The 25,495-nt window shown below is 62.7% G+C and carries 20 protein-coding genes; 3 read left to right on the plus strand and 17 right to left on the minus strand.

Annotated elements, in window-relative coordinates; all coding sequences use genetic code 11:
- Positions 1 to 264 precede the first annotated feature (264 nt).
- Together ACKJSM_RS06490 and ACKJSM_RS06495 are read left to right on the plus strand one after the other, a co-directional pair.
- Complete coding sequence (locus tag ACKJSM_RS06490) at positions 265 to 1,215, plus strand: DnaJ C-terminal domain-containing protein (RefSeq protein ID WP_007950610.1); 951 nt, start codon at positions 265 to 267, stop codon at positions 1,213 to 1,215.
- A gap of 23 nt (positions 1,216 to 1,238) precedes the next feature.
- A complete protein-coding gene (locus ACKJSM_RS06495) occupies positions 1,239 to 1,544 on the plus strand; it encodes a chaperone modulator CbpM (RefSeq protein WP_339488865.1) in 306 nt (101 codons plus the stop codon).
- A 52-nt stretch (positions 1,545 to 1,596) separates the two neighbouring features.
- On the opposite strand, the gene ACKJSM_RS06500 is transcribed toward ACKJSM_RS06495, so the two are convergent.
- Positions 1,597 to 2,724: a sensor histidine kinase gene (locus tag ACKJSM_RS06500; RefSeq protein ID WP_410236987.1), complete on the minus strand. Its 1,128-nt coding sequence runs from the start codon at positions 2,722 to 2,724 to the stop codon at positions 1,597 to 1,599.
- 179 nt (positions 2,725 to 2,903) lie between these two features.
- Here ACKJSM_RS06500 and ACKJSM_RS06505 point away from each other — a divergent pair, with 179 nt between their 5' ends.
- Complete coding sequence (locus tag ACKJSM_RS06505) at positions 2,904 to 9,935, plus strand: NEL-type E3 ubiquitin ligase domain-containing protein (RefSeq protein WP_410236988.1); 7,032 nt, start codon at positions 2,904 to 2,906, stop codon at positions 9,933 to 9,935.
- A gap of 49 nt (positions 9,936 to 9,984) precedes the next feature.
- Here the strand turns inward: ACKJSM_RS06505 and ureC are convergent, their stop codons facing one another.
- From ureC to ACKJSM_RS06585, 16 genes are all read right to left on the minus strand, one after another.
- Positions 9,985 to 11,685 carry an urease subunit alpha gene (gene ureC, locus ACKJSM_RS06510; protein WP_236181960.1) on the minus strand — a complete coding sequence of 567 codons (1,701 nt, stop codon included), beginning with the start codon at positions 11,683 to 11,685 and terminating at the stop codon, positions 9,985 to 9,987.
- Between the two features lie 143 nt (positions 11,686 to 11,828).
- A complete protein-coding gene (locus ACKJSM_RS06515; RefSeq protein WP_410236990.1) occupies positions 11,829 to 12,137 on the minus strand; it encodes an urease subunit beta in 309 nt (102 codons plus the stop codon).
- Positions 12,137 to 12,670 carry a GNAT family N-acetyltransferase gene (locus tag ACKJSM_RS06520; RefSeq protein ID WP_410236991.1) on the minus strand — a complete coding sequence of 178 codons (534 nt, stop codon included), beginning with the start codon at positions 12,668 to 12,670 and terminating at the stop codon, positions 12,137 to 12,139. The genes ACKJSM_RS06515 and ACKJSM_RS06520 overlap by 1 nt, the downstream gene beginning before the upstream one ends.
- Positions 12,671 to 12,675: 5 nt before the next feature.
- On the minus strand, positions 12,676 to 13,209 hold the full coding sequence (locus ACKJSM_RS06525; protein ID WP_410236992.1) for an N-acetyltransferase family protein: 534 nt from the start codon (positions 13,207 to 13,209) through the stop codon (positions 12,676 to 12,678).
- 9 nt (positions 13,210 to 13,218) lie between these two features.
- Positions 13,219 to 13,521: an urease subunit gamma gene (gene ureA / locus ACKJSM_RS06530; protein ID WP_039766748.1), complete on the minus strand. Its 303-nt coding sequence runs from the start codon at positions 13,519 to 13,521 to the stop codon at positions 13,219 to 13,221.
- Between the two features lie 33 nt (positions 13,522 to 13,554).
- Positions 13,555 to 14,394: an urease accessory protein UreD gene (locus ACKJSM_RS06535; protein WP_236181963.1), complete on the minus strand. Its 840-nt coding sequence runs from the start codon at positions 14,392 to 14,394 to the stop codon at positions 13,555 to 13,557.
- Positions 14,395 to 14,437: 43 nt separating this feature from the next.
- A complete protein-coding gene (urtE, locus tag ACKJSM_RS06540; RefSeq protein WP_039766753.1) occupies positions 14,438 to 15,136 on the minus strand; it encodes an urea ABC transporter ATP-binding subunit UrtE in 699 nt (232 codons plus the stop codon).
- A gap of 14 nt (positions 15,137 to 15,150) precedes the next feature.
- Positions 15,151 to 16,020, minus strand: coding sequence for an urea ABC transporter ATP-binding protein UrtD (gene urtD / locus ACKJSM_RS06545; RefSeq protein ID WP_373874328.1), 870 nt, complete (start codon positions 16,018 to 16,020; stop codon positions 15,151 to 15,153).
- Positions 16,017 to 17,096 (minus strand): urea ABC transporter permease subunit UrtC, encoded by a 1,080-nt coding sequence (gene urtC, locus ACKJSM_RS06550; protein WP_410236994.1) that lies wholly within the window; start codon positions 17,094 to 17,096, stop codon positions 16,017 to 16,019. Before urtC ends, urtD begins: the two co-directional genes overlap by 4 nt.
- Entirely contained in the window at positions 17,096 to 18,598 is a 1,503-nt protein-coding gene (urtB, locus tag ACKJSM_RS06555; RefSeq protein ID WP_410236996.1) for an urea ABC transporter permease subunit UrtB, read from the minus strand. The genes urtC and urtB overlap by 1 nt, the downstream gene beginning before the upstream one ends.
- A gap of 157 nt (positions 18,599 to 18,755) precedes the next feature.
- On the minus strand, positions 18,756 to 20,021 hold the full coding sequence (gene urtA / locus ACKJSM_RS06560; protein WP_236181966.1) for an urea ABC transporter substrate-binding protein: 1,266 nt from the start codon (positions 20,019 to 20,021) through the stop codon (positions 18,756 to 18,758).
- Between the two features lie 225 nt (positions 20,022 to 20,246).
- A complete protein-coding gene (locus ACKJSM_RS06565) occupies positions 20,247 to 20,546 on the minus strand; it encodes a hypothetical protein (protein WP_102620101.1) in 300 nt (99 codons plus the stop codon).
- 44 nt (positions 20,547 to 20,590) lie between these two features.
- A complete protein-coding gene (locus tag ACKJSM_RS06570) occupies positions 20,591 to 21,601 on the minus strand; it encodes a FecCD family ABC transporter permease (protein WP_410236997.1) in 1,011 nt (336 codons plus the stop codon).
- A complete protein-coding gene (locus tag ACKJSM_RS06575) occupies positions 21,598 to 22,545 on the minus strand; it encodes an ABC transporter substrate-binding protein (RefSeq protein ID WP_410236998.1) in 948 nt (315 codons plus the stop codon). Before ACKJSM_RS06575 ends, ACKJSM_RS06570 begins: the two co-directional genes overlap by 4 nt.
- A complete protein-coding gene (locus ACKJSM_RS06580) occupies positions 22,542 to 23,330 on the minus strand; it encodes an ABC transporter ATP-binding protein (RefSeq protein WP_236181968.1) in 789 nt (262 codons plus the stop codon). Before ACKJSM_RS06580 ends, ACKJSM_RS06575 begins: the two co-directional genes overlap by 4 nt.
- 12 nt (positions 23,331 to 23,342) lie before the next feature.
- Positions 23,343 to 25,469: a TonB-dependent receptor gene (locus ACKJSM_RS06585; RefSeq protein WP_410236999.1), complete on the minus strand. Its 2,127-nt coding sequence runs from the start codon at positions 25,467 to 25,469 to the stop codon at positions 23,343 to 23,345.
- Positions 25,470 to 25,495 lie beyond the last annotated feature (26 nt).

Consider the following 25,495-nt stretch of genomic DNA (forward strand, 5'->3'; position numbering starts at 1 on the left):
CGCGCAGTGTATGTCAGTGCGCGACAGATTCGAAGGCCGGTCATCTGCTATTTCACGACTAAGCTTGCTTGAAACTCGGCGCTTTGCCCCAAACTTGCTGGCATGGGCCGGCAGACATACCGGTGGTCGCAAGAACCGCCGTCCACTGCCGATAAACTTCTGCTGCGCCACCCGGTCACACACTTGAGATCGGTCAACCCGGCACGCGCGAATCGGCGCATGCTGGCATCGGCGCGAAATCGATAACGGATGGTGATTCCTTCGATGGACTTCAAAGACTATTACAAGATACTCGGCGTGGAGCCGACGGCTGACGACAAGGCAATCAAGGCTGCCTATCGCAAGCTGGCGCGCAAATACCACCCCGATGTCAGCAAGGAAAAGGACGCCGAGGCCAAGTTCAAGGACGCCTCGGAAGCCTATGAAGCGCTGAAAAGCGCCGACAAACGCGCCGAATACGACGACCTGCGCCGTTATGGCCAGCACGGTCAGCCGTTTCAGGGCCCGCCGGGCTGGCAGAGCCGTGGCGGCTTTGGCGGCGGCGGTGGCGACACCGGCGACTTCTCGGACTTCTTCAGTTCGATCTTCGGCAATCGCGGCCCCGGTTTCGGTGGCGGCGCTGGCCGGCAATCCCGCAGCGCCGGACGGCGAGGGCAAGACGTGGAACTGGAACTGCCGATCTTTCTGGAAGAGACGCTTTCGAACGAATCAAAAAAGATCAGTTTCCAAGTACCGCAATACAACGGTTCGGGCCAGCACGTCAGCAACACCAGCAAGAGCCTGAACGTGAAGATCCCGGCGGGCGTGACCGACGGCGAGCGCATCCGCCTCAAGGGCCAGGGCGCACCGGGCATCGGTGGTGGTGCCAACGGCGATCTGTACCTGACCATCCGTTTCGCGCCGCACCCGAAATTCGACGTTGAAGGCGAAAACCTGATCATCACCTTGCCGCTGGCGCCGTGGGAGCTGGCGCTGGGCGCCGAAGTGGCCGTGCCGACCCTGACCGGCAAGATCAACCTCAAGGTGCCGGCCGGCAGCCAGAACGGTCAGCGCATGCGCGCCAAGGGTCACGGTCTGCAGAACAAGGCCGGCGAGCGCGGTTACCTGTTCGTCCAGCTCAAGGCCGTGATGCCCAAGGCCAACGGTGATGACGTCAAGGCGCTGTGGCAGGAACTGGCGAAGAAAGCCGCCTTCAATCCGCGCGAGAACTTCTGATACTGACGACGGAGTAGCCCATCATGAGCAGCCCCCTGATCGTTCAACTGGACATGGCAGAATTCTGTGAGGCGGCCGACCTGGCGGACGTCTGCGTGATCGAAATCGTCGAACACGGCATCCTCGAACCTCAGGGCTCGCAGCCCAGGGAATGGCGCTTCACCGACTACGAACTGGCCCTGGCCAAACGCGCCGCCAAGCTGCGGCGCGATCTGGACCTGGAATGGGAAGGCGTCGCCCTGGCGCTGGACCTGCTGGAAGAAGTGCAGGAACTGCGGGCCGAGAACCGGATGCTCCGTCAGCGTCTGGGGCGACTGGTGGTTGAATAGTTTCTCGGATGTCATTGAGCCCCATCGCGGGCTTGCCAGCGATGAAATCGCCTTAAACCTGTCTGGGCAGTGTCACGCTGAACAGCGTTCCGTCGGCTTCGCTTGAACTGACTTCGATCGTTCCGCCGTGGGCGGTCACCACTTCCTTGACGATGAACAGGCCCAGACCGAGGCTGGTTGACGCCTGCCCGAGCTCTTCGTCTGCACTGCGCACCAGTGGATCAAAAATAGTCCCGATGGCTTCTGCGGGAATAGGGGCCCCGTAATTGTGTACTGTCACATGTACTGTTTCGGTCTCACCGCGCAGTGCCACGATCACCTCTCGTGGGTGAGAGCCATGTTGCAGGGCGTTGCCGATCAGATTCTGCAGCAGTTGATCGATTCGTCCGGCATCCCAGACGCCACGGGTATCACCTTCGATTTTCAGGGTCGGATCACACTCCGGATTGCCGGCTAATGCTTCGGCGAGGGCCGCGCGCGCCGCGTCGGCCAGATCCATTGGCGCGGGCTCGATCGGCAGGCTTCTGCCCAGGCGACTGCGCACCAGTTCCAGCAGGTCGCTGACCATCGCCGCCATATGCCGCGCACTCTGTCTGATGTTCAGCGCGCGGGTCAGCGCATCGCCTTCCAGGGTGGTTTTGCGCATCAGCAGTTCGCTCGACATGCTGACCGCTTGCAAGGGGGCGCGCAGGTCATGGCCGAGGATGGCGAGAAAGATGTCCCGGGAACGCTCGACCTGTTCGGCGTAAGCCGCGGTCGATTCGGCCAGGGCTTCATCGATGGCTTCGTTGAAGCGGATCATGTCCTGGAAATACGCCATGTCCGGTGATTTCAGTTGCCCGACCCAGAGCCGAATCACGCAGGCGCGCAGATGGCGGAATTCGGACGTCATCTGTACCAGATCAAACCCCACGGTATGGCGCAACTCGCCGTGGCTGGCGCCGGCTTCGTCCAGGCTTGGGGTTTTCTCCGGGCCTTCGCCTTTGGCCTTGGCAATCTGCTCGCGGGCGGTCTGTGCGGTTTCCATATCGCGGGCGGCGGCCAGCAGAATCGCCCTGGCATGATCGCGCAACGCTGCGCGATCCATGGTGTCCGCCGCCGGGGTGATGGTCCTGGCGAACTGCTCCCACTCCTCGACGATGTGATCCGCGTGTTGCCTGATGAATTCGGATAAACGCATGTACTGGTTCCTGAAAATTCAAGGCGGGGCGTGTCGAATATTAGCCCCTTTGCGCGGGAAAGAAAGCGCCGCTCGGGCCTGAAATTTCCGCTGACAAGAGGCTGCGCCGCGAGACCTATGTACCGCAGTCGCACCGCGTCGCCATGGTCTGCTTTCGCTCCATTTCAAGGAGCGAAACCATGTCCGAAAATCCCGTCACCTCAGCTTCGCCAACGAATGTTGCACCGCCCTCAGGGCCGGTCGTGACACAGAGTCGGCATGCCGGGTTCCTTCAGCAGGCCAGCCCAGACTGGTTGATCGACGCAACGGTTGAACAGCGCGAAGCCTTGAAGGGGACCGGCTCCGCCCCGCCGGTCTGGTACAGACGCGCATCGCGGGATCAACGCAAGGCAATCGGTGACGCCGTGGCTGCCAGTGTCGCTGCCCGGAAGCGCCTGGACAACGTCATGTCGAGCGTTCAGGACATCGACAGCTTCGCTGCGCCGTTGCTGACCAGAGCCCTCAAGGAACGCTTCAACGTAACGCTGGACGTCAACAAGACCTGGCTGGTACTGAACAAACCGGTGGAGTCGGGGATTTTCGCCATCGAGATCGACTTCTTCGAAGTCATGAAACTGCCTTTGCTGCAAGCGGCTCTGCACAATTTCGAAGCTCGTGAATGTAAAAGGGGCGCCTTCCATGAAACGTCGGGGTTTCGCAGTGAAACCTCGACCCCCGGTACCCTGGCGCCATTGAATACGCCTCTGACGGTCGAGCAGTTCACCGGTTTGTGCCGCTCGCTGGACATCGGGGCGAAATACCAGGATTACCTCAAGGATTTCCTGCGCCCCAGGGACGCTGCCGCCGAGCAGCTGCTGCGTGACACATTTATCGATGCCCATAAAACCGCATTGCGCGCGGCGGCAGAGCTGGCGTTGGTCAAAGGCGATATCGGACGCGAAGACTACGATTCGATTCGCTCGATCCTCGACGCAGAGCTGGCACCGCGTCAGGGCCATCGGCAGATCTGGTTTCGCGATCTGGGCCTGATGGGCCGGCGCCTGACCGGCTGTGTAATGTTCACGATCTGCGAGAAGTACCGCTACAGCGACGATTCGATCCTGTACATCCCGGGCGATCCTTACCATCCGCTCAAACGCTACAAGGGGCGGGAAATCGCAGCGATGTTCAAGCAGCGCTTCACCGCACGCGACGCCACTCAGGCTCATCCTGGCGAACCGAATGCCTACCAGCGGTTTTTCAGCCGGTTCGTCGCCTATGCCGACCGACCGCACTACTTCGCTCAATTCACCGAGGACAGCCCGAACCGCACGTTTTCACAAAACCTGGCCCCCTACGAGCCGTTGCTGAACGAGATTTTCAAGGCGCTCAATCCGATCAGTGCGGTACTGACCGGCGTTCGCCAGCTACCGCCCGCGCCGCCCGTCGAGCAGATACAAAATGCAGATCCGTATCTGAATCCGGTGGGCCTGGCCCGCAAGGGACACGGGATCTGGGCGGACAACACCGACCTGTGGCGCTACCAGTTCGAGCAGCATCGCGACCGTCTGCTCGCCGATGCCCGCAGTCACGCGGTGCCCACGGTGGATGTAGACGCCAAGGCGCGTTCGGCAAAACTCGCCGCGTTGCTGAACATCGGCATGCTGGTGCTGATGGGCGTTTCGATGTTCGTGCCGGTGCTCGGTGAAGTGATGATGGCGGTGATGGCCGTGCAACTGCTCGAAGAAACCTTTGAGGGCGTTATCGAGTGGAGCGAAGGTGATCGCAAGGCCGCCAGGGCGCATCTGATCGATGTCGCGCAAAATCTTGCGTTGGTTGTCCTGATGGCGGGAGCCGGAAAAGGGTTCGCGCGGCTGACGGCTGCCAGATCGGTGCCGATCATCGAAAATCTGCATCCGGTAGAAATGCCCGACGGCACGACCCGTCTGTGGAAGCCTGACCTGAAGGGCTACGAAAGTCCGGTCGCGCTCGATCCGCACGCGCGACCGAATGCGCTGGGGCAGTACGAGGTTGAAGGGAAAACCTGGATCCGGCTGGATGGCAAGACCTATCAGCAGACTTACGACACATCGCTCAAGGCCTGGCGCATCCGTCATCCGCACGATCCGCACGCCTATCAGCCACCCCTGACTCATAACGGCGCCGGCGCCTGGCTGCACACCCTTGAGCGCCCGCAAGACTGGGACCGCCTGACGCTGTTGCGACGCCTCGGCCCCGGCACCGAACCGTTCACTGACGCGCAGTTGCTGAGGATGGCCGACGTCGCCGGTGTCAGCGACAACGCCTTGCGCAAGATGCACCTGGACAGTGCCTTGCCGCCAGCGGAACTGGCGGACGCCATGCAACTGTTCAACGCCGAGCGCGATGCCGGACTGATCGTCGAACAGGCCGCGGGCACGCAGGCGATCGATTCTCGATTCATGCACCTGCTGCCGTTGCTTCCCGACATGCCGCGTTGGCCGTCCGGGCGCATGTTGAAGGTTTATGACCGCCCCGATCTGTCAGGCCGGGCATCCGGTTTCGGGACGAAACGCGAGGGCAAGGCGCCGATCCGGATCAGTCGGGCCGAGGTGTTGAGCGGGGCCCTGCCGGCGCGAATACTCGCGACGCTGGATGAAGCGGAGACGGTTCGCCTGTTGGGCGGCGAGCCGGCTCGCGTTCGGCAGACCCGGCCCCTGGAACTCTCGAGACAGATGGCCGACTTCGCCAGCGCGCAACAGCCCGCGCTCTTCAACAGCCTTCTCAAGGAAGGCGGGCCTGTGGGTCCCCGGACGGCAAGGCTGCAACGCGCCGTACCCGGCCTGACCGAGCGTGCGGCCGCCGCTGCGCTGGAACAGGCCGACGCCGCGGAACTGACGCGGCTGGAAAGCGCGGCAACGGTCCCGCTGCATTTGCAGGAGCTCGCCCGCTGGTACGGCGGTGAGCAGCGCCTGAGCCGTGCTCTGGCCGGGTTGTGCAGTGAAACCATGGCCTCGCCCGACAGCAGTCATCTGGCCTTGCAGACGTTGGGCCGGCTGCCAGGCTGGTCCGATGAGGTGCGTCTGGAAATCCGTGAAGGCAGTCCCAACGGTCCGATGCTCGATGCCATCGGCAGCGAAACGGCTTCCACACGCAAGTATCTGGTCAAGTATGCAGATGCCTATCAAGCCGCCAATGAGCTTGGCGAGCCGCTCAACAGCATTGCGCACAAGGGCGACAATTTTTTCGCCTCGCTGATGTACGCCTTGCCCGATCAGGCACGTCGCGCGTTGGGGCTGCCGAACGTCGGGCAGAGCGTCGAGTTGCAAGGCGCGATCATTGAGCGAGCGTTTGCCGACCGCAGTCAATCGGCCCGTATCATGCGTGCAGGTACCGCCGAAAAGCCGTGGTTCAAGGCGCCGCAACGCATCGCTGCCGGATTGCGCGGGTATCCCGCCAGTGGCGATGGGCCGGGGCCCAGCCCGGCGTTGACTGCTCATGTCCAGAGCGTCTACCCGGGGCTGACCGATGTGCAGGCTCGCGGCTTCATCCTGGAACAATGGCGTCTGGGCAAGACCGACCAACAGATCTTTCATCTGCTCAACAACCGTCTGAGCGAGTGGCTGGAGCTGGAAACAACCCTTGAGCAATGGCGGGTATCGCAGAACATGCGTCTGCGCACCACCCGTGACGAGTTCGCCAGCGTGGTGCAGAGCATCAAGGCGTGTTGGCGCAATGAACCCTTGGCCGCCCACGACCGGCAAGCAGCCAGCCTGACGCTGATCAGTAATGCGCCGCTGCCGCCATTGACGGCGAGCTTTGCCCACGTTCGCGAACTGACGCTGAGCGCGCCGTTGCCTGGTGAAACGCTTGCGGCGTTTCCCCACGTCGAGAAGCTGGTCCTGACCGCAAACGTTGCAGAATTCGACAAAGTGCTCACGACGTTGAAGACGTTGCGCCACATGACCCGTCTGAAGCTTTCGACACCCATCACCGGCCAGGTAGCGATGCGGCTTCGGGAGTTGACCCGGCTCGAGGAACTGGAACTGCGCTGTACTGCCAGCGGCCTCAATCCAGTGGTGCCCATGACGCTCGACGTCGGGGGCATGCACCAGTTGCGCCGGCTTGAGGTCGGCAGTCCGCAAATGCACCTGTGGCCCAACGGTGTTCTGGAATTGCCACGACTGGAGCGCCTGAACCTGCGCTCGACCGCGATCAGTCACCTGCCAATGGAAGTCTATGAAGGTCACCAGCGACTGTTGACCGGCCTTTCGCTGGACTGGTCGAAATTCCCGCGTCGCACGTTCAAGCCGATCTACGAATTCGTTCGGAGTCAGCCTCGGCATCTGATCGATCTGGACGAGATGGTCGCGGATTATTGCCGCGGAGAACTCAAGCGTTTTGTCGGTATGGAGTCGAGCCTGTTCGATGTCTTGAGTGCGGGTTTCCGGGCGCATTGGACGGACGCCGCCAGCCGTTTCACCGCGATTGAATCCTTGAGTGAGCAGTACAGTGAACTCAACCGTCTGGACACATGGGTCGGCTCCGAACCGAATGCGCGTTCGGCGGTGGCCGTTGCGCTGAAAGCCAGTTGGCGCGCCGGATTGTTCCAGCGCTATGGCGCGCGTACCGACAGTATCTTTTTCAATCTGTACGTCAGCCTGCCCAACGATGCCTCGGTGCTGGAGATTCCCGGCTCGCCGCTGGACAGCCTGCCGACACTCTCGGCTGACGGGTTCACCCATGTCAGAAGTCTGCAACTGCCCGGGTTGCAGGCCCCGGTCGAGCAGTTGCGCAGTTTCATCCTTACCTTTGGCGGGGTCGAAACCCTCGATCTGAGCCATTGTGGCCTGGCAGAGCTGCCGCTCGAGTCAAGCGATCTGCCGGCACTTGAAACCCTCAACCTGCATGGCAACCCGCTGAGCACTATCGACGTGCGCGGGATGAATCGTCTGAAGGCCCTGGACCTGAGTGCGACGGCCCTGCGCGAATGGCCGGTGGGGGCGGAGTTTCTGCCGGAGCTGACCTGGCTGGATCTCAGCGACAGCCAGTTGACCTCGCTGCCGGAGGCGTTGCTTGGGCGTGAAGCGTTGTTGCTCGATACCAGCCTCACCGGTACCCCGCTGAGTGCGCAGGCCGAAATGTCGCTGGCTACCGCGCGCCAGCGTATCGAAGAGGCCAGAGGCCTGTTGCCGGGGTCGTTGCAACGCTTTGCACTGGAAGAGCCGCGTCATCGTACGCCGCCCGCCGAAAGCGGCTCGGTAATCGTCCGGCGGTTGCTGCCGCTTGCGCCGCGCCCGGCAGACGTGGGGCCGACCGGGTGGGGGCCGCGCATCCGGCGGCTGTGCCCGTCATCCGACGAGACGCAGGCGCAGCAGACGATCGAGCGGATGCAGCGCGCAGGGCTGACCGAGGCGCAGATCGGTGTACAAATCGATGCGTGGGAGCAGGCATTCGAGGCGCTGACGCGGCGTCTGAACGATTGGCTGTTCACCCATGAAACCCGAGGCATGGACTGGGTCGTGTCATCGCGCACCCGCCAGCTCGCCGCCCGGCGCATCATGGAATGCTGGCGTGAAAGTACCGTCGACTGGGATGGCGTGTCTGACCGAGAGCTGAACCTTGACGGTCTGCAGGTGGGCAACTTGCCCGCACTGGACGAAACATTCGCGGCGGTTCGTTCCCTGAGTCTCTCGGGCGTCAAGCTCACCACCGATGGCTCCAACGCTTTCCTCAGCGCCTTTACCCAATTGCGCAGGCTCAATCTGAGCGGCAATCACTTGCTGGTGATCCCTGAGCCTGTCGGACGAATGCTGCAACTGGAGCGACTGGAACTGTCGCTCACCGGCCTTGTGGATTCCCAAGCGCTGGATCAAACGCTCGAGGGCCTGCCGCACCTGCAGTGGCTGGACCTCAGCCATAACGGCCTGCGTACCCTGCGCGTCGATCGTCTGCAGCGCCTGGAGCGGCTGGACCTGCGTGACAACCTGCTGACCGCCTGGCCGGAGGGGCTGCTGCAAGCCCCGCGTTTGCAGACGGTCGACTTGAGCAACAACGAGATATCGTCAATCCCCGCCGAGTTGTATGACGGCACTCATGCACCGCTGATTGCCGGCAGCGATCTGTCGGAGAACTTCGAAATCTCGCAGCAAAGCCTGATCCGTCTGCGTGAATACGCCGATGCCCATGGACGTGACGATGTGCTGGGTCTGAGGTATGCCGAGATTGACCGGATGATCGATGACATGAACAGCAGCACCGAGAGTGGAGACGAAGACACGGGGAGCGAAAGTGATGTGGAACCGGATGAAGTGGTCCCGACACTCGCCGAAAGTGTCCTCGAACGGCAAGCGACGCCGTGGATTGAAAACATTCCGCAAGAAGACGCCGCACGCTATCGGGCCATGTGGCAGCGGTTGGCAGCGGAACCCGATAACGGGGCGTTCTTTCATCTGCTTGCGCGGATGCCGGACACCGAGGAGTTCCGGGTGTTTCGTGCTGACCTGACACGCCGGGTGTGGGAGGTTGTCGAGGCGGCCGATGGCAGTCAGGAACTGCGCGATACGCTGTTTTCCATGGCCTCCACGCACACGACCTGCGTCGACGGACGCACCCTGGCGTTCAGTGAAATCGAGGTCAAGGTGTTCGAGTACAACGCCCTGCGACACTTGCAGCCAGGTCTTGCTGCCAAGGGGCGGGCATTGCTCGACTTGTCGCGTCAACTGTTCCGCCTGGGCGAGGTGGAAAAACTGGCTGCGCGCAGCATGGGTCGTCACGCGGATCCTGCGGAGGTGCGCCTGCAGTATCGGATCGGCCTGACTTCGGGCTGGGAGGACGGACTGCAACTGCCGGGGCAGCCCACTCATATACGCTTCGCCGGGCCGCTCAGGGGAGAGGCGCTGACGATTGCGCGTGATGCGGTCGTGAAGGCGGAGAAAAGCGAGCGCTTCTATGAAGAACTGATCAGCCGTGATTACTGGGTGCAGTACTTGAACGAGAAGTACCCGGACGAACTCGACGCGCTCAAGCGCAGCGCAGATGAAAAGCTGCAACGCCTTGAAGAGGCATTTGACGACGTGACCAGCACGGCTTATCAGGAGGCAGTGCAGATGCTCGAGGTTGAACGCAGCATTGAGCGCAATCAGCAACTGATTGCCCTGTCGCGCCTGGAAACCGGTGAGCCGGCGACGGTCGGGCTCGATGAGGAGCAGCCCGGCCCTTCGCGTTATTTGCTGGACACCTCAACCGGCTGAGGTGCCGCCAACCCCGGTCGTCGAACGCTTCGCCGACCGGGGCGCTGACTCAGAACAGAAAGTAACGCTGCGCCATCGGCAGGGTGTCGGCCGGTTCACACCAGAGCAACACACCATCGGCCTTGACCTGATAGGTCTGCGGGTCGACGTCGATGTTCGGCAGGTAGTCGTTGTGGATCAGGTCGGTTTTCTGCACCTCGCGGCAACCTTTGACCACGGCGATTTTCTTCTTCAGACCCAGCGCTTCGGGCAGTCCGGCTGCCTGCGCGGCCTGGCTGATGAAGGTCAGGCTGGTGGCGTGCAGCGAACCACCGTAACTGGCGAACATCGGTCGGTAGTGCACCGGTTGCGGGGTCGGAATCGAGGCGTTGGCGTCGCCCATCAGGCTGGCGGCGATGGCGCCACCCTTGAGGATCAATGTCGGTTTCACGCCGAAGAACGCCGGGCGCCAGAGCACCAGATCGGCCCATTTGCCGACTTCCACCGAACCCACTTCATGGCTGATGCCATGGGTGATCGCCGGGTTGATGGTGTACTTGGCGATATAGCGTTTGGCGCGGAAGTTGTCGTTGCCTTCGCCGTCCTGAGGCAGCGGGCCGCGCTGCTTTTTCATCTTGTCGGCGGTCTGCCAGGTGCGCGTGATGACTTCGCCGACGCGGCCCATGGCCTGGCTGTCGGAGCTGATCATCGAGAACGCGCCGAGGTCGTGGAGGATGTCTTCGGCGGCAATGGTTTCGCGGCGGATGCGGCTTTCGGCGAACGCCACGTCTTCGGCGATGCTTGGGTCGAGGTGGTGGCAGACCATCAGCATGTCGAGGTGTTCGTCGATGGTGTTGCGGGTGAACGGCCGGGTCGGGTTGGTCGAACTCGGCAGCACGTTGGCGAAACCGCAGGCCTTGATAATGTCCGGCGCATGGCCGCCGCCGGCACCTTCGGTGTGGTAGGTGTGGATGGTGCGACCCTTGAACGCGCCGAGGGTGGTTTCAACGAAACCGGACTCGTTGAGGGTGTCGGTGTGGATGGCCACTTGCACGTCGTACTGGTCGGCGACGCTCAGGCAGTTGTCGATGCTCGCCGGGGTGGTGCCCCAGTCTTCGTGCAGCTTGAGGCCGATGGCGCCGGCCTTGACCTGTTCGATCAACGGTTCCGGCAGGCTGGCGTTGCCCTTGCCGGTGAGGCCGATGTTCATCGCAAACGCATCGGCGGCCTGGAGCATCCGCGCCAGGTGCCAGGGGCCGGAAGTGCAGGTCGTTGCGTTGGTGCCGGTGGCCGGCCCCGTACCGCCACCGATCATGGTGGTGACGCCGCTCATCAGCGCCTCTTCGATCTGCTGCGGGCAGATGAAGTGGATGTGGGTGTCAATGCCGCCGGCGGTGAGGATCATGCCTTCGCCGGCAATGACTTCGCTGCTGGCGCCGATGGCGATGGTCACGCCGGGCTGCACATCCGGGTTGCCGGCCTTGCCGATGGCGGCGATGCGCCCGTCCTTGAGGCCGACGTCGGCCTTGACGATGCCCCAGTGGTCGATGATCAGCGCATTGGTGATGACGGTGTCGACCACTTCGGCCGCCAGCAACTGGCTCTGGCCCTGGCCGTCGCGGATCACTTTGCCGCCGCCGAATTTCACTTCTTCGCCGTAGGTGGTGAAGTCCTGTTCGACTTCGATCCACAGCTCGGTGTCGGCCAGGCGCACCTTGTCGCCGACGGTGGGGCCGAACATGTCGGCGTAGGCTTGTCTGGAAATCTTCATTCGTTCGCCTTGGTATTGATCGTTCCCACGCTCTGCGTGGGCATGCCGCCATGGACGCTCTGCGTCCGCCATGATGTGACGCGGAGCGTCACGGGATGCATTCCCACGCAGGCGGTTCGACGCCTCGACATGGGAGCGATCAGTCAGTCGAGCTCACCCATGACCCGCCCGGCAAACCCGAACACCCGCCGGTGCCCGGCGTAGTCCACCAGTTCCACCTCGCGGCTCTGCCCCGGTTCGAAGCGCACGGCGGTGCCCGCCGGGATGTTCAGGCGCATGCCACGGCTGGCGGCGCGATCGAAGGTCAGGGCGTCGTTGGTTTCGAAAAAATGGTAGTGCGAGCCGACCTGGATCGGCCGGTCGCCGCTGTTCGCCACTGTCAGGCTGACGGTGCGGCGACCGACGTTGAGTTCGATGTCGCCGGGCTGGATCCGGTATTCGCCGGGAATCATCAGTTCGCTCCTTGCAGGACTTTGTAATAGAGGGCCGTCGGGCGATAGGTGCCGTTCGGGTCGCAGGCGTAGTCGGGGATTTCCCCGGCGCGGGTGTAGCCCAGGGCCTTGTAGAAATCTTCGGCGGGGGAGCCGGCCTCGGTGTCGAGGTAAAGCATGCCGCGTTTGTACTGACGCGCGGCCTGTTCCAGCGCTTGCATCAACTGCTGGCCAAGTCCACGTCGCCGGGCGTGTTCACGCACCAGCAATTTCTGCACCTCGGCACGGTTCAGGCCGTTGGCTTTCTGGCACAGGCTCAACTGGACGCTGGCCTGCACCTGTTCGTCCTTGACCACCACCCACAGCAAAACGTTGCCCTTGTTCAGGTTGTCCTGCACATCGTCGAAATAGGCGCGGGCCTGCGTGGCATCGAGGTCGGCCATGAAACCGACGCTGGCGCCATACCCCACGGCGTCGAGCAGCAGGTCGATCAGGCCCTGACGATAGTGCGCAAAACTTTCAGCGTTGACGCGTCGCAGTTGGGCGGGGTTCATCGGTGTCACTCCTTGTTGGCGGGCGGCGGCTCCGCGCCAGGATTGAGGGTCAGTTGCATGAACGTCAGATCGAGCCAGCGGCCGAACTTGGTGCCCACCTGCGGCATCTGCCCGGTGGTGATGAACCCGGCACGTTCGTGCAGGCGGATCGACGCGGCGTTGCCGCTTTCAATGGCGGCAACCATGACGTGCTTGCCGCAGGTTCGCGCGCGTTCGATCAGTGCGCTCATCAACTGCGGGCCGAGGCCGTTGCCGCGCTGGTCGCTGCGCACGTAGACCGAGTGCTCGACGGTGTGGCGGAAACCGTCGAACGGCCGCCAGTCACCGAACGAAGCGTAGCCGAGGGTGGTGTTGTCGGCGTCGACAATCACCAGGATCGGATAACCCTGAGCCTGCCGCGCACTGAACCAGGCCTGGCGGTTGCCGAGGTCGACGGCAGACTCGTTCCAGATCGCCGTGGTGTTGAGCACCGCGTCGTTGTAAATGTCGCGGATCGCCGGCAGGTCAGCGTGCAGTGCATCGCGGATGGTGTAAGTCATGGCGCGGCCTCAGACGATCGGTTGGTGGACGGTGACCAGTTTGGTGCCGTCGGGGAACGTCGCTTCGACCTGGATCTCCGGGATCATTTCCGGGATGCCTTCCATCACCTGGTCGCGGGTCAGCAGGGTGGTGCCGTAGTGCATCAGTTCGGCCACGGTCTGGCCGTCACGGGCGCCTTCGAGCAGCGCTGCCGAGATGTAGGCCATGGCTTCCGGGTAGTTGAGCTTCACGCCACGGGCCAGTCGCCGCTCGGCAACGAGGCCGGCGGTGAAGATCAGCAGCTTGTCTTTTTCGCGTGGGGTCAGGTCCATCGTTTGAAATCCATTGTCGGCAGTTGAAGAAATTCAGGTGTTCCAGATTCGCGGAGGCAGGGCTTCGCGGCCTAGCAGCACAGGCCGGAGCAATCGCCAGAGCTCGATCAGCCAGGCCCGCGCCAGCAGCGCTTCACTGGCCAGGCAACGCGCAACCAGCAGCCCCGGCAGTTGCGTCAGATCCCCACGCACGTCGTGGCCCAGCGAGCGGCAGCGCTCCAGCAGTTCGGCATCGATTTCGCCGGTCACCAATAGCGTCGCAAACACCGGATTGCCATCCAGTCCGATCGGCGAATCCAGCAATCCGTCATCGCCGACGATGCGCTGGCGCTCATGCCACAGCAACCGGCCATCGCGGCGAATATCCAGATGTGCCTGGAAATGCCCGAGGTCGAAACGCTCGCCACTGGCCGGGCGACCCAGCGCCACCACGTCCCAGTAGAACAGCCGCGCATCGCCTTCAAGATCAATCGAGGTCGTGAGTTCCGCCTGGGCGGCGCTGTAGACGATGGTTTCCTGAGGCTGCCATTCCAGTGTCGCGCCATCGGCGACATGCAGGTTCAGTGACTGATAAGCGGGGCCTGCCGCGCGATACCACTTGGCTGCGCCGGGGCTGGTGATCTGTGCCCAGGCGCCTTGTTCGACGCGGGCGCTGATGTCGAGCCGGTCACCGCCGGCAATCCCGCCCGGCGGGTGGACGATGATGTGCTGGCAGACCTCGGGCCCTTCGGCGTACAGATGCTTTTGCACCCGCAGCGGGCCGAGGTGCCGGCGGCGGGTCGGCCGCGTGCAATCACCGAAGCGGGCGTAGGCCAGCTCCAGCTCGGCATGCCAGCTCGGGGTAAACAGGGCAGTCGCAACAGGTAAGTTCATGTTTTCTGATTATCGTTAGGACGCTACAGATTAGACCGTAACCTCAAATAGTCACCAGCCCGCGTACACCTTCGGCTTCCATATTTTCGCCACGGCCCTGCTGCACGATCTCGCCCCGGGACATCACCAGGTACTGATCGGCCAGTTCGGCGGCAAAATCGTAGAACTGCTCCACCAGCAGGATTGCCATGTCGCCACGGGCGGCGAGCTTCTTGATCACCGCGCCGATTTCCTTGATCACCGAGGGCTGGATGCCTTCGGTGGGCTCGTCGAGGATCAGCAGCCGTGGACGGCTGGCCAATGCGCGGCCAATCGCGAGCTGTTGTTGCTGACCGCCGGACAGGTCGCCGCCGCGCCGCTGTTTCATTTGCAGCAGCACCGGGAACAGCTCGTAGATGAACGCCGGCACCTCCTTGGCTTCGCTGCCGGGGAAACGCGACAGCCCCATCAGCAGGTTTTCTTCCACGGTCAGCCGGCCGAAGATCTCCCGGCCCTGCGGCACGTAGGCGATCCCGGCGTGTACCCGTTGATGCGGTTTGAACGTGGTGATCGGTTGGCCTTCCCAGTTCACCGCGCCTTCCTTGGCCGGCAACAGGCCCATCAGGCATTTGAGCAGTGTGGTCTTGCCCACGCCGTTACGCCCGAGCAGACAGGTCACTTCGCCGACCTTCACGTCGAAGCTCAGGCCGCGCAGGATGTGGCTTCCGCCGTAATACTGGTGCAGCTTGTCGACTTGCAGCATGTTGGAATTCCTCTTCAGCGGCCGAGATAGACTTCGATCACGCGCTCGTTGTCCTGCACCTGTTCCAGTGATCCCTCAGCCAGCACACTGCCCTGATGCAGCACGGTGACGTGGTCGGCAATCGAGCCGACGAAGCCCATGTCGTGTTCCACCACCATCAGCGAATGCTTGCCCGCCAACGACTTGAACAGCTCGGCGGTGAACTCGGTTTCGGCGTCGGTCATGCCCGCCACCGGTTCATCGAGCAGCAGCAGTTGCGGGTCCTGCATCAGCAACATGCCGATTTCCAGAAACTGTTTCTGCCCGTGGGACAGCAGCCCCGCCGGGCGATTGACCGAAGGGGTCAGGCGAATGGTGTCGAGCACTTCGCTGATCCGGTCTTTCTGCTCGCCGCTCAACGTCGCCCGCAGGCTGGCCCACACCGACTTGTCGGTTTTCTGCGCCAGCTCCAGGTTCTCGAACACGCTCAACGCTTCGAACACCGTCGGTTTCTGAAACTTGCGACCGATGCCAGCCTGGGCGATTTGCACTTCGCTCATCTGCGTCAGGTCGAGGGTTTCACCGAACCAGGCCTTGCCGTGGCTCGGCCGGGTCTTGCCGGTGATCACGTCCATCAGCGTGGTCTTGCCCGCGCCGTTGGGGCCGATGATGCAGCGCAGTTCGCCGACGCCGATGTACAGGTTCAGATTGTTCAGCGCCCGGAAGCCGTCGAAGCTGACGCTGATGTCTTCCAGGGTCAGGATCGTGCCGTGTCGGGTGTCGAGGCCCGGACCGACGCGTTGCCCGAGGCCGATCGAGTCGCGGCTGGTGCCTTCGTCCTTGTTGGGCTCCACCGGGAAAAAGGCCGGTTCCAGCATGAATTCAGCGCTCGCCGTGACTCTCATGATTCACCTCGTTTCTTCAGCAGACCGATCACGCCTTTGGGCAGGTACAACGTCACGACGATGAACAGTGCGCCAAGGAAGAACAGCCAGTATTCGGGGAAGGCCACGGTGAACCAGCTCTTCATGCCGTTGACCACACCGGCGCCGAGCAGCGGGCCGATCAGGGTGCCGCGCCCGCCAAGGGCCACCCACACGGCGGCTTCGATCGAGTTGGTCGGCGACATTTCGCTCGGGTTGATGATCCCCACCTGCGGCACGTATAACGCGCCGGCCAGACCGCACAGCACCGCGCTCAACACCCAGACGAACAGCTTGAAACCGCGCGGGTCGTAGCCGCAGAACATCAGGCGATTCTCCGCATCGCGCAACGCCGTCAGCACCCGGCCGAACTTGCTGCGGGCCAGCCGCCAGCCGATGAACAGGCTTGCCACCAGCAGCAACACCGTCGTCAGAAACAGCACCGCGCGGGTGCCGGGCTCGGTGATGCCGAAACCGAGGATCGTGCGGAAATTGGTGAAGCCATTGTTGCCGCCGAAGCCGGTCTCGTTGCGGAAAAACAGCAGCATCCCGGCGAAGGTCAGGGCCTGGGTCATGATCGAGAAATACACGCCCTTGATCCGCGAGCGGAAGGCGAAGAACCCGAACACCAGCGCCAGCAACCCCGGCGCCAACACCACCAGGCACATCGCCCAGAGGAAGCTGCCGGTGCCGCTCCAGTACCACGGTAACTCGGTCCACGACAGGAAGGTCATGAACGCCGGCAAGCCGTCGCCGGCGGCCTGGCGCATCAGGTACATGCCCATCGCATAGCCGCCGAGGGCAAAGAACAGGCCGTGACCCAGCGACAAGAGACCTGCGTAACCCCAGACCAGATCCAGTGCCAGGGCGACGATGGCGTAGCAGAGAATCTTGCCCACCAGTGTCAGGGTGTAAGCCGAGACATGCAGTGCGCTGTCTGCCGGCAACAACGACAGCAGCGGCAGGGCGATCAGCACGACGAGCACCAGCGCGCCGATGGCGAGGGTGACTTTGGGGCCGGCCTTTTGCGTGGCCGTGACGAGTAGAGGCTGGTTCATCAGTCGATCACCCGTCCTTTCAGTGCGAAGAGGCCTTGCGGACGTTTCTGGATGAACAGAATGATCAGCGCGAGGATCAGGATCTTGCCGAGCACCGCACCGATCTGCGGTTCGAGAATCTTGTTGGCGATGCCCAGGCCGAACGCGGCGAACACGCTGCCGGCCAGTTGGCCGACGCCGCCGAGCACCACCACCAGGAACGAGTCGATGATATAGCTCTGGCCGAGGTCCGGGCCGACGTTGCCGATCTGGCTCAGGGCCACGCCACCGAGCCCGGCGATGCCCGAGCCGAGGCCGAAGGCGAGCATGTCAACGCGCCCGGTGGGCACGCCGCAGCAGGCGGCCATGTTGCGGTTCTGGGTGACGGCGCGCACGTTCAGACCGAGCCGGGTCTTGTTCAGCAAAAGCCAGGTCAGCACCACCACGAACAGGGCGAAGGCGATGATCACGATGCGGTTGTACGGCAGCACCAGATTCGGCAGCACCTGAACCCCGCCGGACAGCCACGCCGGGTTCGCCACTTCAACGTTCTGCGCACCGAACAGCAACCGGACAAGCTGAATCAGCATCAGGCTGATACCCCAGGTGGCGAGCAGGGTTTCCAGCGGTCGGCCGTAGAGGTGACGAATCACCGTGCGCTCCAGGGCCATGCCGATTGTCGCCGTGACAAAGAACGCCACCGGCAGCGCAATCAGTGGATAGAACTCGATGGCCTGCGGCGCGTAGCGCTGGAACATCAACTGCACGACATAGGTCGAGTAGGCGCCGAGCATCAGCATCTCGCCGTGGGCCATGTTGATCACACCCAGCAGACCGAAAGTGATCGCCAGCCCCAGGGCCGCGAGCAGCAGAATCGAACCGAGGGACATGCCGCTGAACGCCTGACCGAGCAGTTCGCCGACCAGCAGTTTGCGTTTGACCTGGGTGAGGCTGGTTTCGGCAGCGGTGCGCACGTTGGCGTCGGTTTCGACACCAGGTTCGAGCAGGCCTTCGAGGCGGGTTCGGGCCAGCGGGTCGCCGGTTTCACCGAGCAGACGCACGGCCGCCAGGCGCACTGCCGGGTCTGTGTCGACCAGTTGCAGGTTGGCCAGCGCCAGGCTCAGGGCGGCGTGGACGCTTTCGTCTTGTTCGCCAGCCAGTTGCTGGTCGAGGAATTTCAGCTGCGCCGGTTTGGCGCTTTTCTGCAATTGCTGCGCGGCAGTCAGACGGGTTTTGGCGTCGGCGGCGAGCAATTGGTGGCTGGCCAGTGCGGTGTCGATCAGACCCCGCAGGCGGTTGTTCAGGCGCAGGGTTTTGGGTTGGCCGTCGACGGTCAGTTCGCCTTGTTGCAGGGCGTTGATCAGTTCGATGCGCGCCGGATCGGGCTGCGCGGCCCAGGCTTCCAGCAGTCTGGCCTGTTGCATCGGGTTGGCGGCGACGAAGTCTTCGGCGTCGCCTGCATGGGCGGCCATCGGCAGCAAAAGTGCGATGGCCAGGAGCAAACGGTAAAGGGCAGTGGGCATAACGGGCGTTCCTGTAGTGATCGTTCCCACGCTCCGCGTGGGAATGCCTCAACGGACGCTCTGCGTCCGCTCTTGGGACGCAGAGCGTCCCCGGCTGCATTCCCACGCAGACGGTTCGACGCCTCGACGTGGGAACGATCAGGTTGAGCGGGTTAACTCAGTTGCTCTTCACCGCATAATCCGGCTTCTTGTCATTACCCGGAATGAACGGGCTCCACGGCTGCGCCCGAATCGGTCCTTCGGTCTGCCACACCACGTTGAACTGACCGTCGGCCTGGATCTCGCCGATCATCACCGGTTTGTGCAGGTGGTGATTGGTCTTGTCCATGGTCAGGGTGTAGCCGGACGGCGCGGCGAAGGTCTGGCCGCCGAGGGCTTCGCGGACCTTGTCGACGTCGGTCGATTTGGCTTTCTCCGCCGCTTGCGCCCACATGTGGATGCCGACGTACGTGGCTTCCATCGGGTCGTTGGTCACCGCTTTGTCGGCGCCCGGCAAGTTGTGTTTCTTCGCGTAGGCTTTCCAGTCATCGACGAACTTCTTGTTCACCGGGTTCTCCACCGACTCGAAGTAGTTCCACGCCGCGAGGTTGCCCACCAGCGGCTTGGTGTCGATGCCGCGCAGTTCTTCTTCGCCCACCGAGAACGCCACCACCGGTACGTCGGTCGCCTTCAGGCCCTGGTTGGCCAACTCTTTGTAGAACGGCACGTTGGAGTCGCCATTCACGGTCGAAATCACAGCGGTCTTGCCGCCGGCCGAGAATTTTTTGATGTTGGCGACGATGGTTTGATAGTCGCTGTGGCCGAACGGGGTGTAGACCTCTTCGATGTCTTTATCCGCGACGCCTTTGGAATGCAGGAACGAACGCAGGATCTTGTTGGTGGTGCGCGGGTACACATAGTCGGTGCCGAGCAGGAAGTAGCGCTTGGCGCTGCCGCCTTCTTCGCTCATCAGGTATTCAACCGCCGGGATCGCTTGCTGGTTCGGCGCAGCACCGGTGTAGAACACGTTCGGCGACATCTCTTCGCCTTCGTATTGCACCGGGTAGAACAGCAGGCCATTGAGTTCTTCGAACACCGGCAGCACCGATTTGCGCGACACCGAAGTCCAGCAGCCGAACACCACCGCGACCTTGTCCTGGGTCAGCAGCTGCCGGCCCTTCTCCGCGAACAGTGGCCAGTTCGACGCCGGGTCGACCACCACCGGTTCAAGCATCTTGCCGTTCACTCCGCCCTTGGCGTTGATCTCGTCGATGGTCATCAACGCCATGTCCTTGAGCGATGTTTCGGAGATCGCCATGGTGCCGGACAACGAATGCAGAATCCCGACCTTGATGGTCTCGGCGGCCTGTACAGTCCAGGTCATGCCCATCGCGGCAATGGATGCCGTGAGTGTGAAAGCCTTGATCAAACTGCGACGCTTCATTGTGCGATCTCCATGAACGTTAAAGTTTTTTATGGTTGGCAGATGCGAACGACTGAAGGCTGTTTTGCAAGGGCTGTGCCCGGTCGGGATCGGGCAGCAAAAGGTCGGTTTAGAGCGGTTGCGCGCAGCGGTGGCGCACCAGGAGGGGACAGGCGGCAGGGTGTGGTGCGGGGAAGTGCTTCATTATGGTGCTGCCGCGAGGCGGCAGCGGGGATGCGTGACAGGTCAGTTCACGCCAGGCCAGGAGTCCACGTACTTGATGGTGAAATCAGGGTAAGAGTCGACGATCTGAATCTTGTAGTCGGGATACTGATCAACGATCTGCCATTTACCCACCGAGTCTGGCCATTGAGTGACTTGCTTCACTTTCAGATCGGGCCAGGAATTATCGATCTTTACTTTGTAATCCGGGTACGAGTTGACGAACTGGATCTTGCCGTAGATCTTCGAGACATCGACGGTCGTATCGGCCAGCACCGCGCTGGATCCCACAAACAACAACGCGACAACAGCTGCTTTCAACATGACGCTCATCCTGAGAAAAAACGGGTGTGCAGTCTAAGGCAGGCTCAGCGGCGGCGCATCAGGCCGATGAAAAACAGCCCGCCGAGCGCTGCGGTGGCGACGCCAATCGGCAAGTCCTCCGGTGCGATAAGCGTCCGTGCTGCGACATCGACCCATACCAGAAACACACTGCCGAGCAACACGCACACCGGCAGCAGACGCCGGTGCTCGGCACCGATCAGGCGCCGGGCAATGTGCGGCACCATCAGCCCGACAAAACCGATGGAGCCACTGATCGACACCAGCACCCCGGTCATCAGCGAGGCAATTACGAACACCCGCAGACGCACCGCCCGGGCATTCAGGCCGAGGGTGACGGCGGTCTGTTCGCCGGCCATCAAGGCATTCAGCGGTCGGGCCATGCCGATCAGCAGCAGCAACCCGAGCAACACGCTGAGCGCCGGCACCGCCAACAATTCCCAGCGCGCCAGGCCGAGGCCGCCGAGCATCCAGAACATCACCGCCGAGCTGGCCCGGTGATCGCCCATGAACAACAGCAGGTTGGCGATCGCCATCATCACGAACGACACCGCCACGCCACACAGCAGCAGACGATCACTGTCCAGCCGACCCTGACGGTTGGCGATGCCCAGCACCAGAAACATGCTCGACAACGCGCCGATGAACGCGGCGATCGGCAAGGTCAGCAGGCCGACGATTTCGCCGATGTGCAGCACCACGATCACCGCGCCGAGGGTCGCACCGGAGGTGACGCCGAGCAGGTGCGGATCGGCCAGCGGGTTGCGCGTGACTGCTTGCAGCACCGCGCCGATCAATGCCAGCCCGGCGCCGACCAGTGCACCGAGCAACATGCGCGGCACGCGGATCAGCCAGACGATGTGCTCCTGGCCGGCGCTCCAGTCCGGCACGCCGAGGCCGAACAACTTGTGCAGCAGAATCCGCCACACCACGTCCACCGGCACCCGCGCCGGGCCGAAGCCCAGCGACACCACGCACGACACCAGCAGCACGGCACCGAGGGCGATCAGCAGCAGCGCATAGCGACGATCGATCATTCGCCGTGGAAACCTTTGGCCAGGGTTTCCACCGCCAGCACGTTGTCGATCCCCGGCGTGGCCTGCACGTAAGGGATGATGATGAAACGCTGGTTCTTGATCGCGTCCACCGATTGCAGTGCCTTGTTCTTCAGCAGGAATTCAATCTTCTGCTCGGCCGTGATTTCGCTGTAGTCGACGATGACGATCACCTGCGGATTGCGCTCGACCACGGTCTCCCAGTTGACCCGGGTCCAGCTCGCTTCGACGTCATCGAGAACGTTGCGTCCGCCGGCGGCGTCGATCAGCGCCTGAGGCATACCGAGGCGGCCAGAGGTCATGGCGCGGTCTTCGCCGCTGTCGTACAGGAACACCCGGGGTTTTTCCGCAGGCAGGTTTTTGCGGATGTCGGCGACCTGGTTTTGCATGTCGGCGATCAGCGCGTTGGCGCGGTCCTGCACGTCGAAAATCTTTCCGAGGTTGCGCAGGTCGTTGTAGGTGTCATCCAGCGTGGCGGCCGGGCGCTTCATCACGAAGGCGCAGGACTCGGTCAGTTCATACACATTGATGCCCAGCGGTTGCAGGGTCTGCGGCGTGAGATCGCCGCCGACGCGCATGCCGTAGTCCCAGCCGGCGAAGAAGAAATCGACGTTGGCGTTGAGCAGGGTTTCCACCGACGGGTACTTGGCTGCCAGTTCCGGCAAACCGTCGAGCAGCGACTGCATTTCAGGCGTCACCGACTTCCAGCCACTGACGCCGCTGTAGCCGGCCATCTTCGATTTGAGGCCGAGGGCGAGCATCATCTGGGTCATGTTGATGTCGTGGCTGACCGCGTGTTGCGGCGCTTGCTGGAAGGTCACTTCGCGGTTGCAGCTGTGGATCGTCAGCGGGTACTTCGTGGCCTCGGCGAAGGCGTGGGTGGAGCCCAGCAACAGGGCGAGGCAAAGCAGGGAACGCACAGTCATGGTCGGGTTATCCAGGTGATTCGCGGGTAGCCGTGGAGGGGGTGTGGATCGATCAATGCTTGAACGCCGAACACATCGCGCAGCAGTTCAACAGTGAGCACTTCTTGCGGCGTGCCGCTGGCGACGATCCGGCCGTGGTTGATCACGTACAAACGGTCGCAGAACGCGGCGGCCAGGTTCAGGTCGTGGATGCTTGCCAGCGTGCCGATCTGCAAACGCTTGACCAATTGCAACAGTTCCAGCTGATAGCGCGGGTCGAGGTGGTTGGTCGGCTCGTCGAGGATCAGCAGTTGTGGTTGCTGGGTCAGGGCGCGGGCGAGGATCACCCGCTGTTTTTCTCCGCCCGACAGCGTGGCGAATGCGTGGTCTTCGAAGCCGTCGAGGCCCACGGATTTGAGGGCCTGGGTGGCGAGATGGCGGTCCTCCAGCGTGTCGCCGTCGAACAGACCTTTGTGCGGCGTGCGGCCCATGGCGACCACCTCTTCGACGGTCAGGCCGAAGGCGTCGGGGAATTCCTGCAGCACCACGGCGATGCGTTGCGCGCACCAGCGTGAAGATTGCTTCCACACGTTGTGATGATCGAGTCTGACCTCACCGTGTTCCGGCTGGCTGAAGCGATAGGCGCAGCGCAACAGGCTGGTCTTGCCGCTGCCGTTAGGCCCGATCAGCCCGACGAACTCACCGGCGGCCACCTGCAACGAGGCGTCACGCAGCTGGAACTGGTGATGGCAGTGGCCGTGGCCCAGAGGTGTCCAGGCGAGATGGGTGAGGGACAGTGAGGTCATTTCGTTCCTGTTCTAGAAGGTGTAGTCAGCGGTGACAAAGAACGAACGAGGCTCACCCAGAATCCACTGCTGGCCCTCATTGTATTGGCTTTGTGCGTACGTCCGGTCAAACAGATTGTTCACCCGCAGCCCCAGCGTGGTGTTGCGCAGGGCTTTCCATGACAGCGTCGCATCGACCACGGTGTAGCTCGGCAGCTCGTTGCGGTTGGCCATGTCGGCGTAGCGTGCATCGACGTAACGCACGCCGGCGCCGGCCTTCAGGTCATCGGTCAGCGCCTTGCTCAGCCACAGATTGGCGGTGCGGCGTGGCACGTCCACCGGGCGATTGCCGTTGCGCGACACGGGCACGCCGCCGACCCCTTCTTCGAAATCGTCGTACTTGGCTTTGGCGATTGCGGCGTTGGCTTGCAGTTGCCAGGCCCGTGGCAGTTGCAGGTCGAGGCTGGCTTCCAGGCCGTTCGACGATTGCTGGCCGACCTGCTGCTTGAGCGTCGGGTTGCCCGGATCGTCGGTCAGCAACTTCTTCTTGACGATGCGATACGCCGCCAGGGTGAACTCGCCGCGCTGATCCCAGAACAGCTGCTTCAGGCCGATCTCGGTTTGCCGCGCGGTGGACAGGTCATATTGCTGCTGGCTCGGGCTCAGGGAAATCAGGCCGCCGATGCCATCGGTGCTGGTGGCGACCTGGCCGTAGAACGAAGTGTCCGGGGTCAGCGCGAACACCAGGCCGGCCTTCCAGTTGTTGCCGGTCAGGGTCTTGTCGCTCTGACTGCCGTCGACCAGGTTGTTGCGATCCACATGCACGTAGTCGCGGCGCACACCGGTCACCAGCGACCAGCGCTCGCTCAGTTGCGTGCGGTTTTCGGCGAACACCGACATCTGTCTGGTGGTGCTGTCGAATTGATCGCGATACGCATTGGCGCTTTCGAAATAGCCGGTCTGCGGGTGATACCGATCCAGCGGCTGGCCGTTCGGCAATACGTCGTTGAACGGCGAGTTGCTGTTGAGTTGGAAGCGGATACGGTTGTAGTCGACGCCGGTCACGGTCTGGCTGTCGAGGCCGAACAGCGAGTGTTTGAAGGTGAAGGTCTGGCGGTCGCCGACCTGTTCCTGTTGGTGGCCGATGTCGAAGTAGCCGCTGCGGCTAAGTTGTTGGCTGCCGGGCTCGAAGTTGTAGTTCTCGGCGTTCTGCCAGCGGCGTTGAGCCTTGAGGTAGTACAGCTCGTTGCTGGCGCTGACTGCATCATTGATCTGCCAGTCAGTGGTCAGGCGCGTCCATTGATCGTTGTAGTGCTGCTTGTCGTCGCGCACGTTGTAGTTCTTGTTACGCAGGCTGTCTTTCAACTGGCCGTTGATCAATGGTGTGCCGAAGTAATTCTGCGGGCGCTGATCGCCGTAATCGTGGGCGAGGGTGAAGGTCAGATCGTCGGTGGCCTGCCAGCGCAGGGCGGCGCTGATGAAGTTGCTGGACGCGTCGCCGCGATCGACCCAGCCGTTGCTTCGCAGGCGATTGAGGTTGAGGCGATAGCTCAGGGTGTCGGTCAGCGAGCCGCCGCTGTCGAACGCCTGCTGCTGGCGGTCGAACGAGCCGTAGCCGACGCGCACATGGTTTTCGATTTCACCTTCGAACGGCTTCTTCGGGATCACGTTGACCACCGCGCCGGTCGCGCCCTCACCGTACAGCACCGAGGCCGGGCCGCGCAGGACATCGACGCGCTCCACCGACCAGGTGTCGACCGGAAACGTCACGGTGCCCATGCCGGTGTACAGGCGGTTGCCGTCAAACAACTGCATCACCGAGCTCTGCCCGGTAAAACCCCGGGCCTGCAACGAGGTACCGCCATCGCCCGGCGTGCCGGTGCGGCTGATGCCGGTGCTGCGCGATACCGCGTCCTGCACGCTGCGATCGCCACGGGCGCGGACTTGTTCGCCGCTGAGGCTTTCGACACTGGCCGGGGTTTCCATGGCCGTGAGGTTCAGGCGCGAGCCAGCGCTGGTCGGCGTGGTCAGGCTGACGATCGGGTCGTCATTGGCCGGGGCGGTGATGGTACCGGTGGGCAGCGTCAGCGGGGCGTTGTCGGCGTGGGCGCTGTTGTTCAGGGCGAACAGGCAGAGGCTGGACAAGAGGTACTGGTTCATCGGGGCGGTGAATCACTTCTTCAAAA

The sequence above is a fragment of the Pseudomonas sp. PHC1 genome, from assembly GCF_046487845.1.
Lineage (GTDB): Bacteria > Pseudomonadota > Gammaproteobacteria > Pseudomonadales > Pseudomonadaceae > Aquipseudomonas > Aquipseudomonas sputi.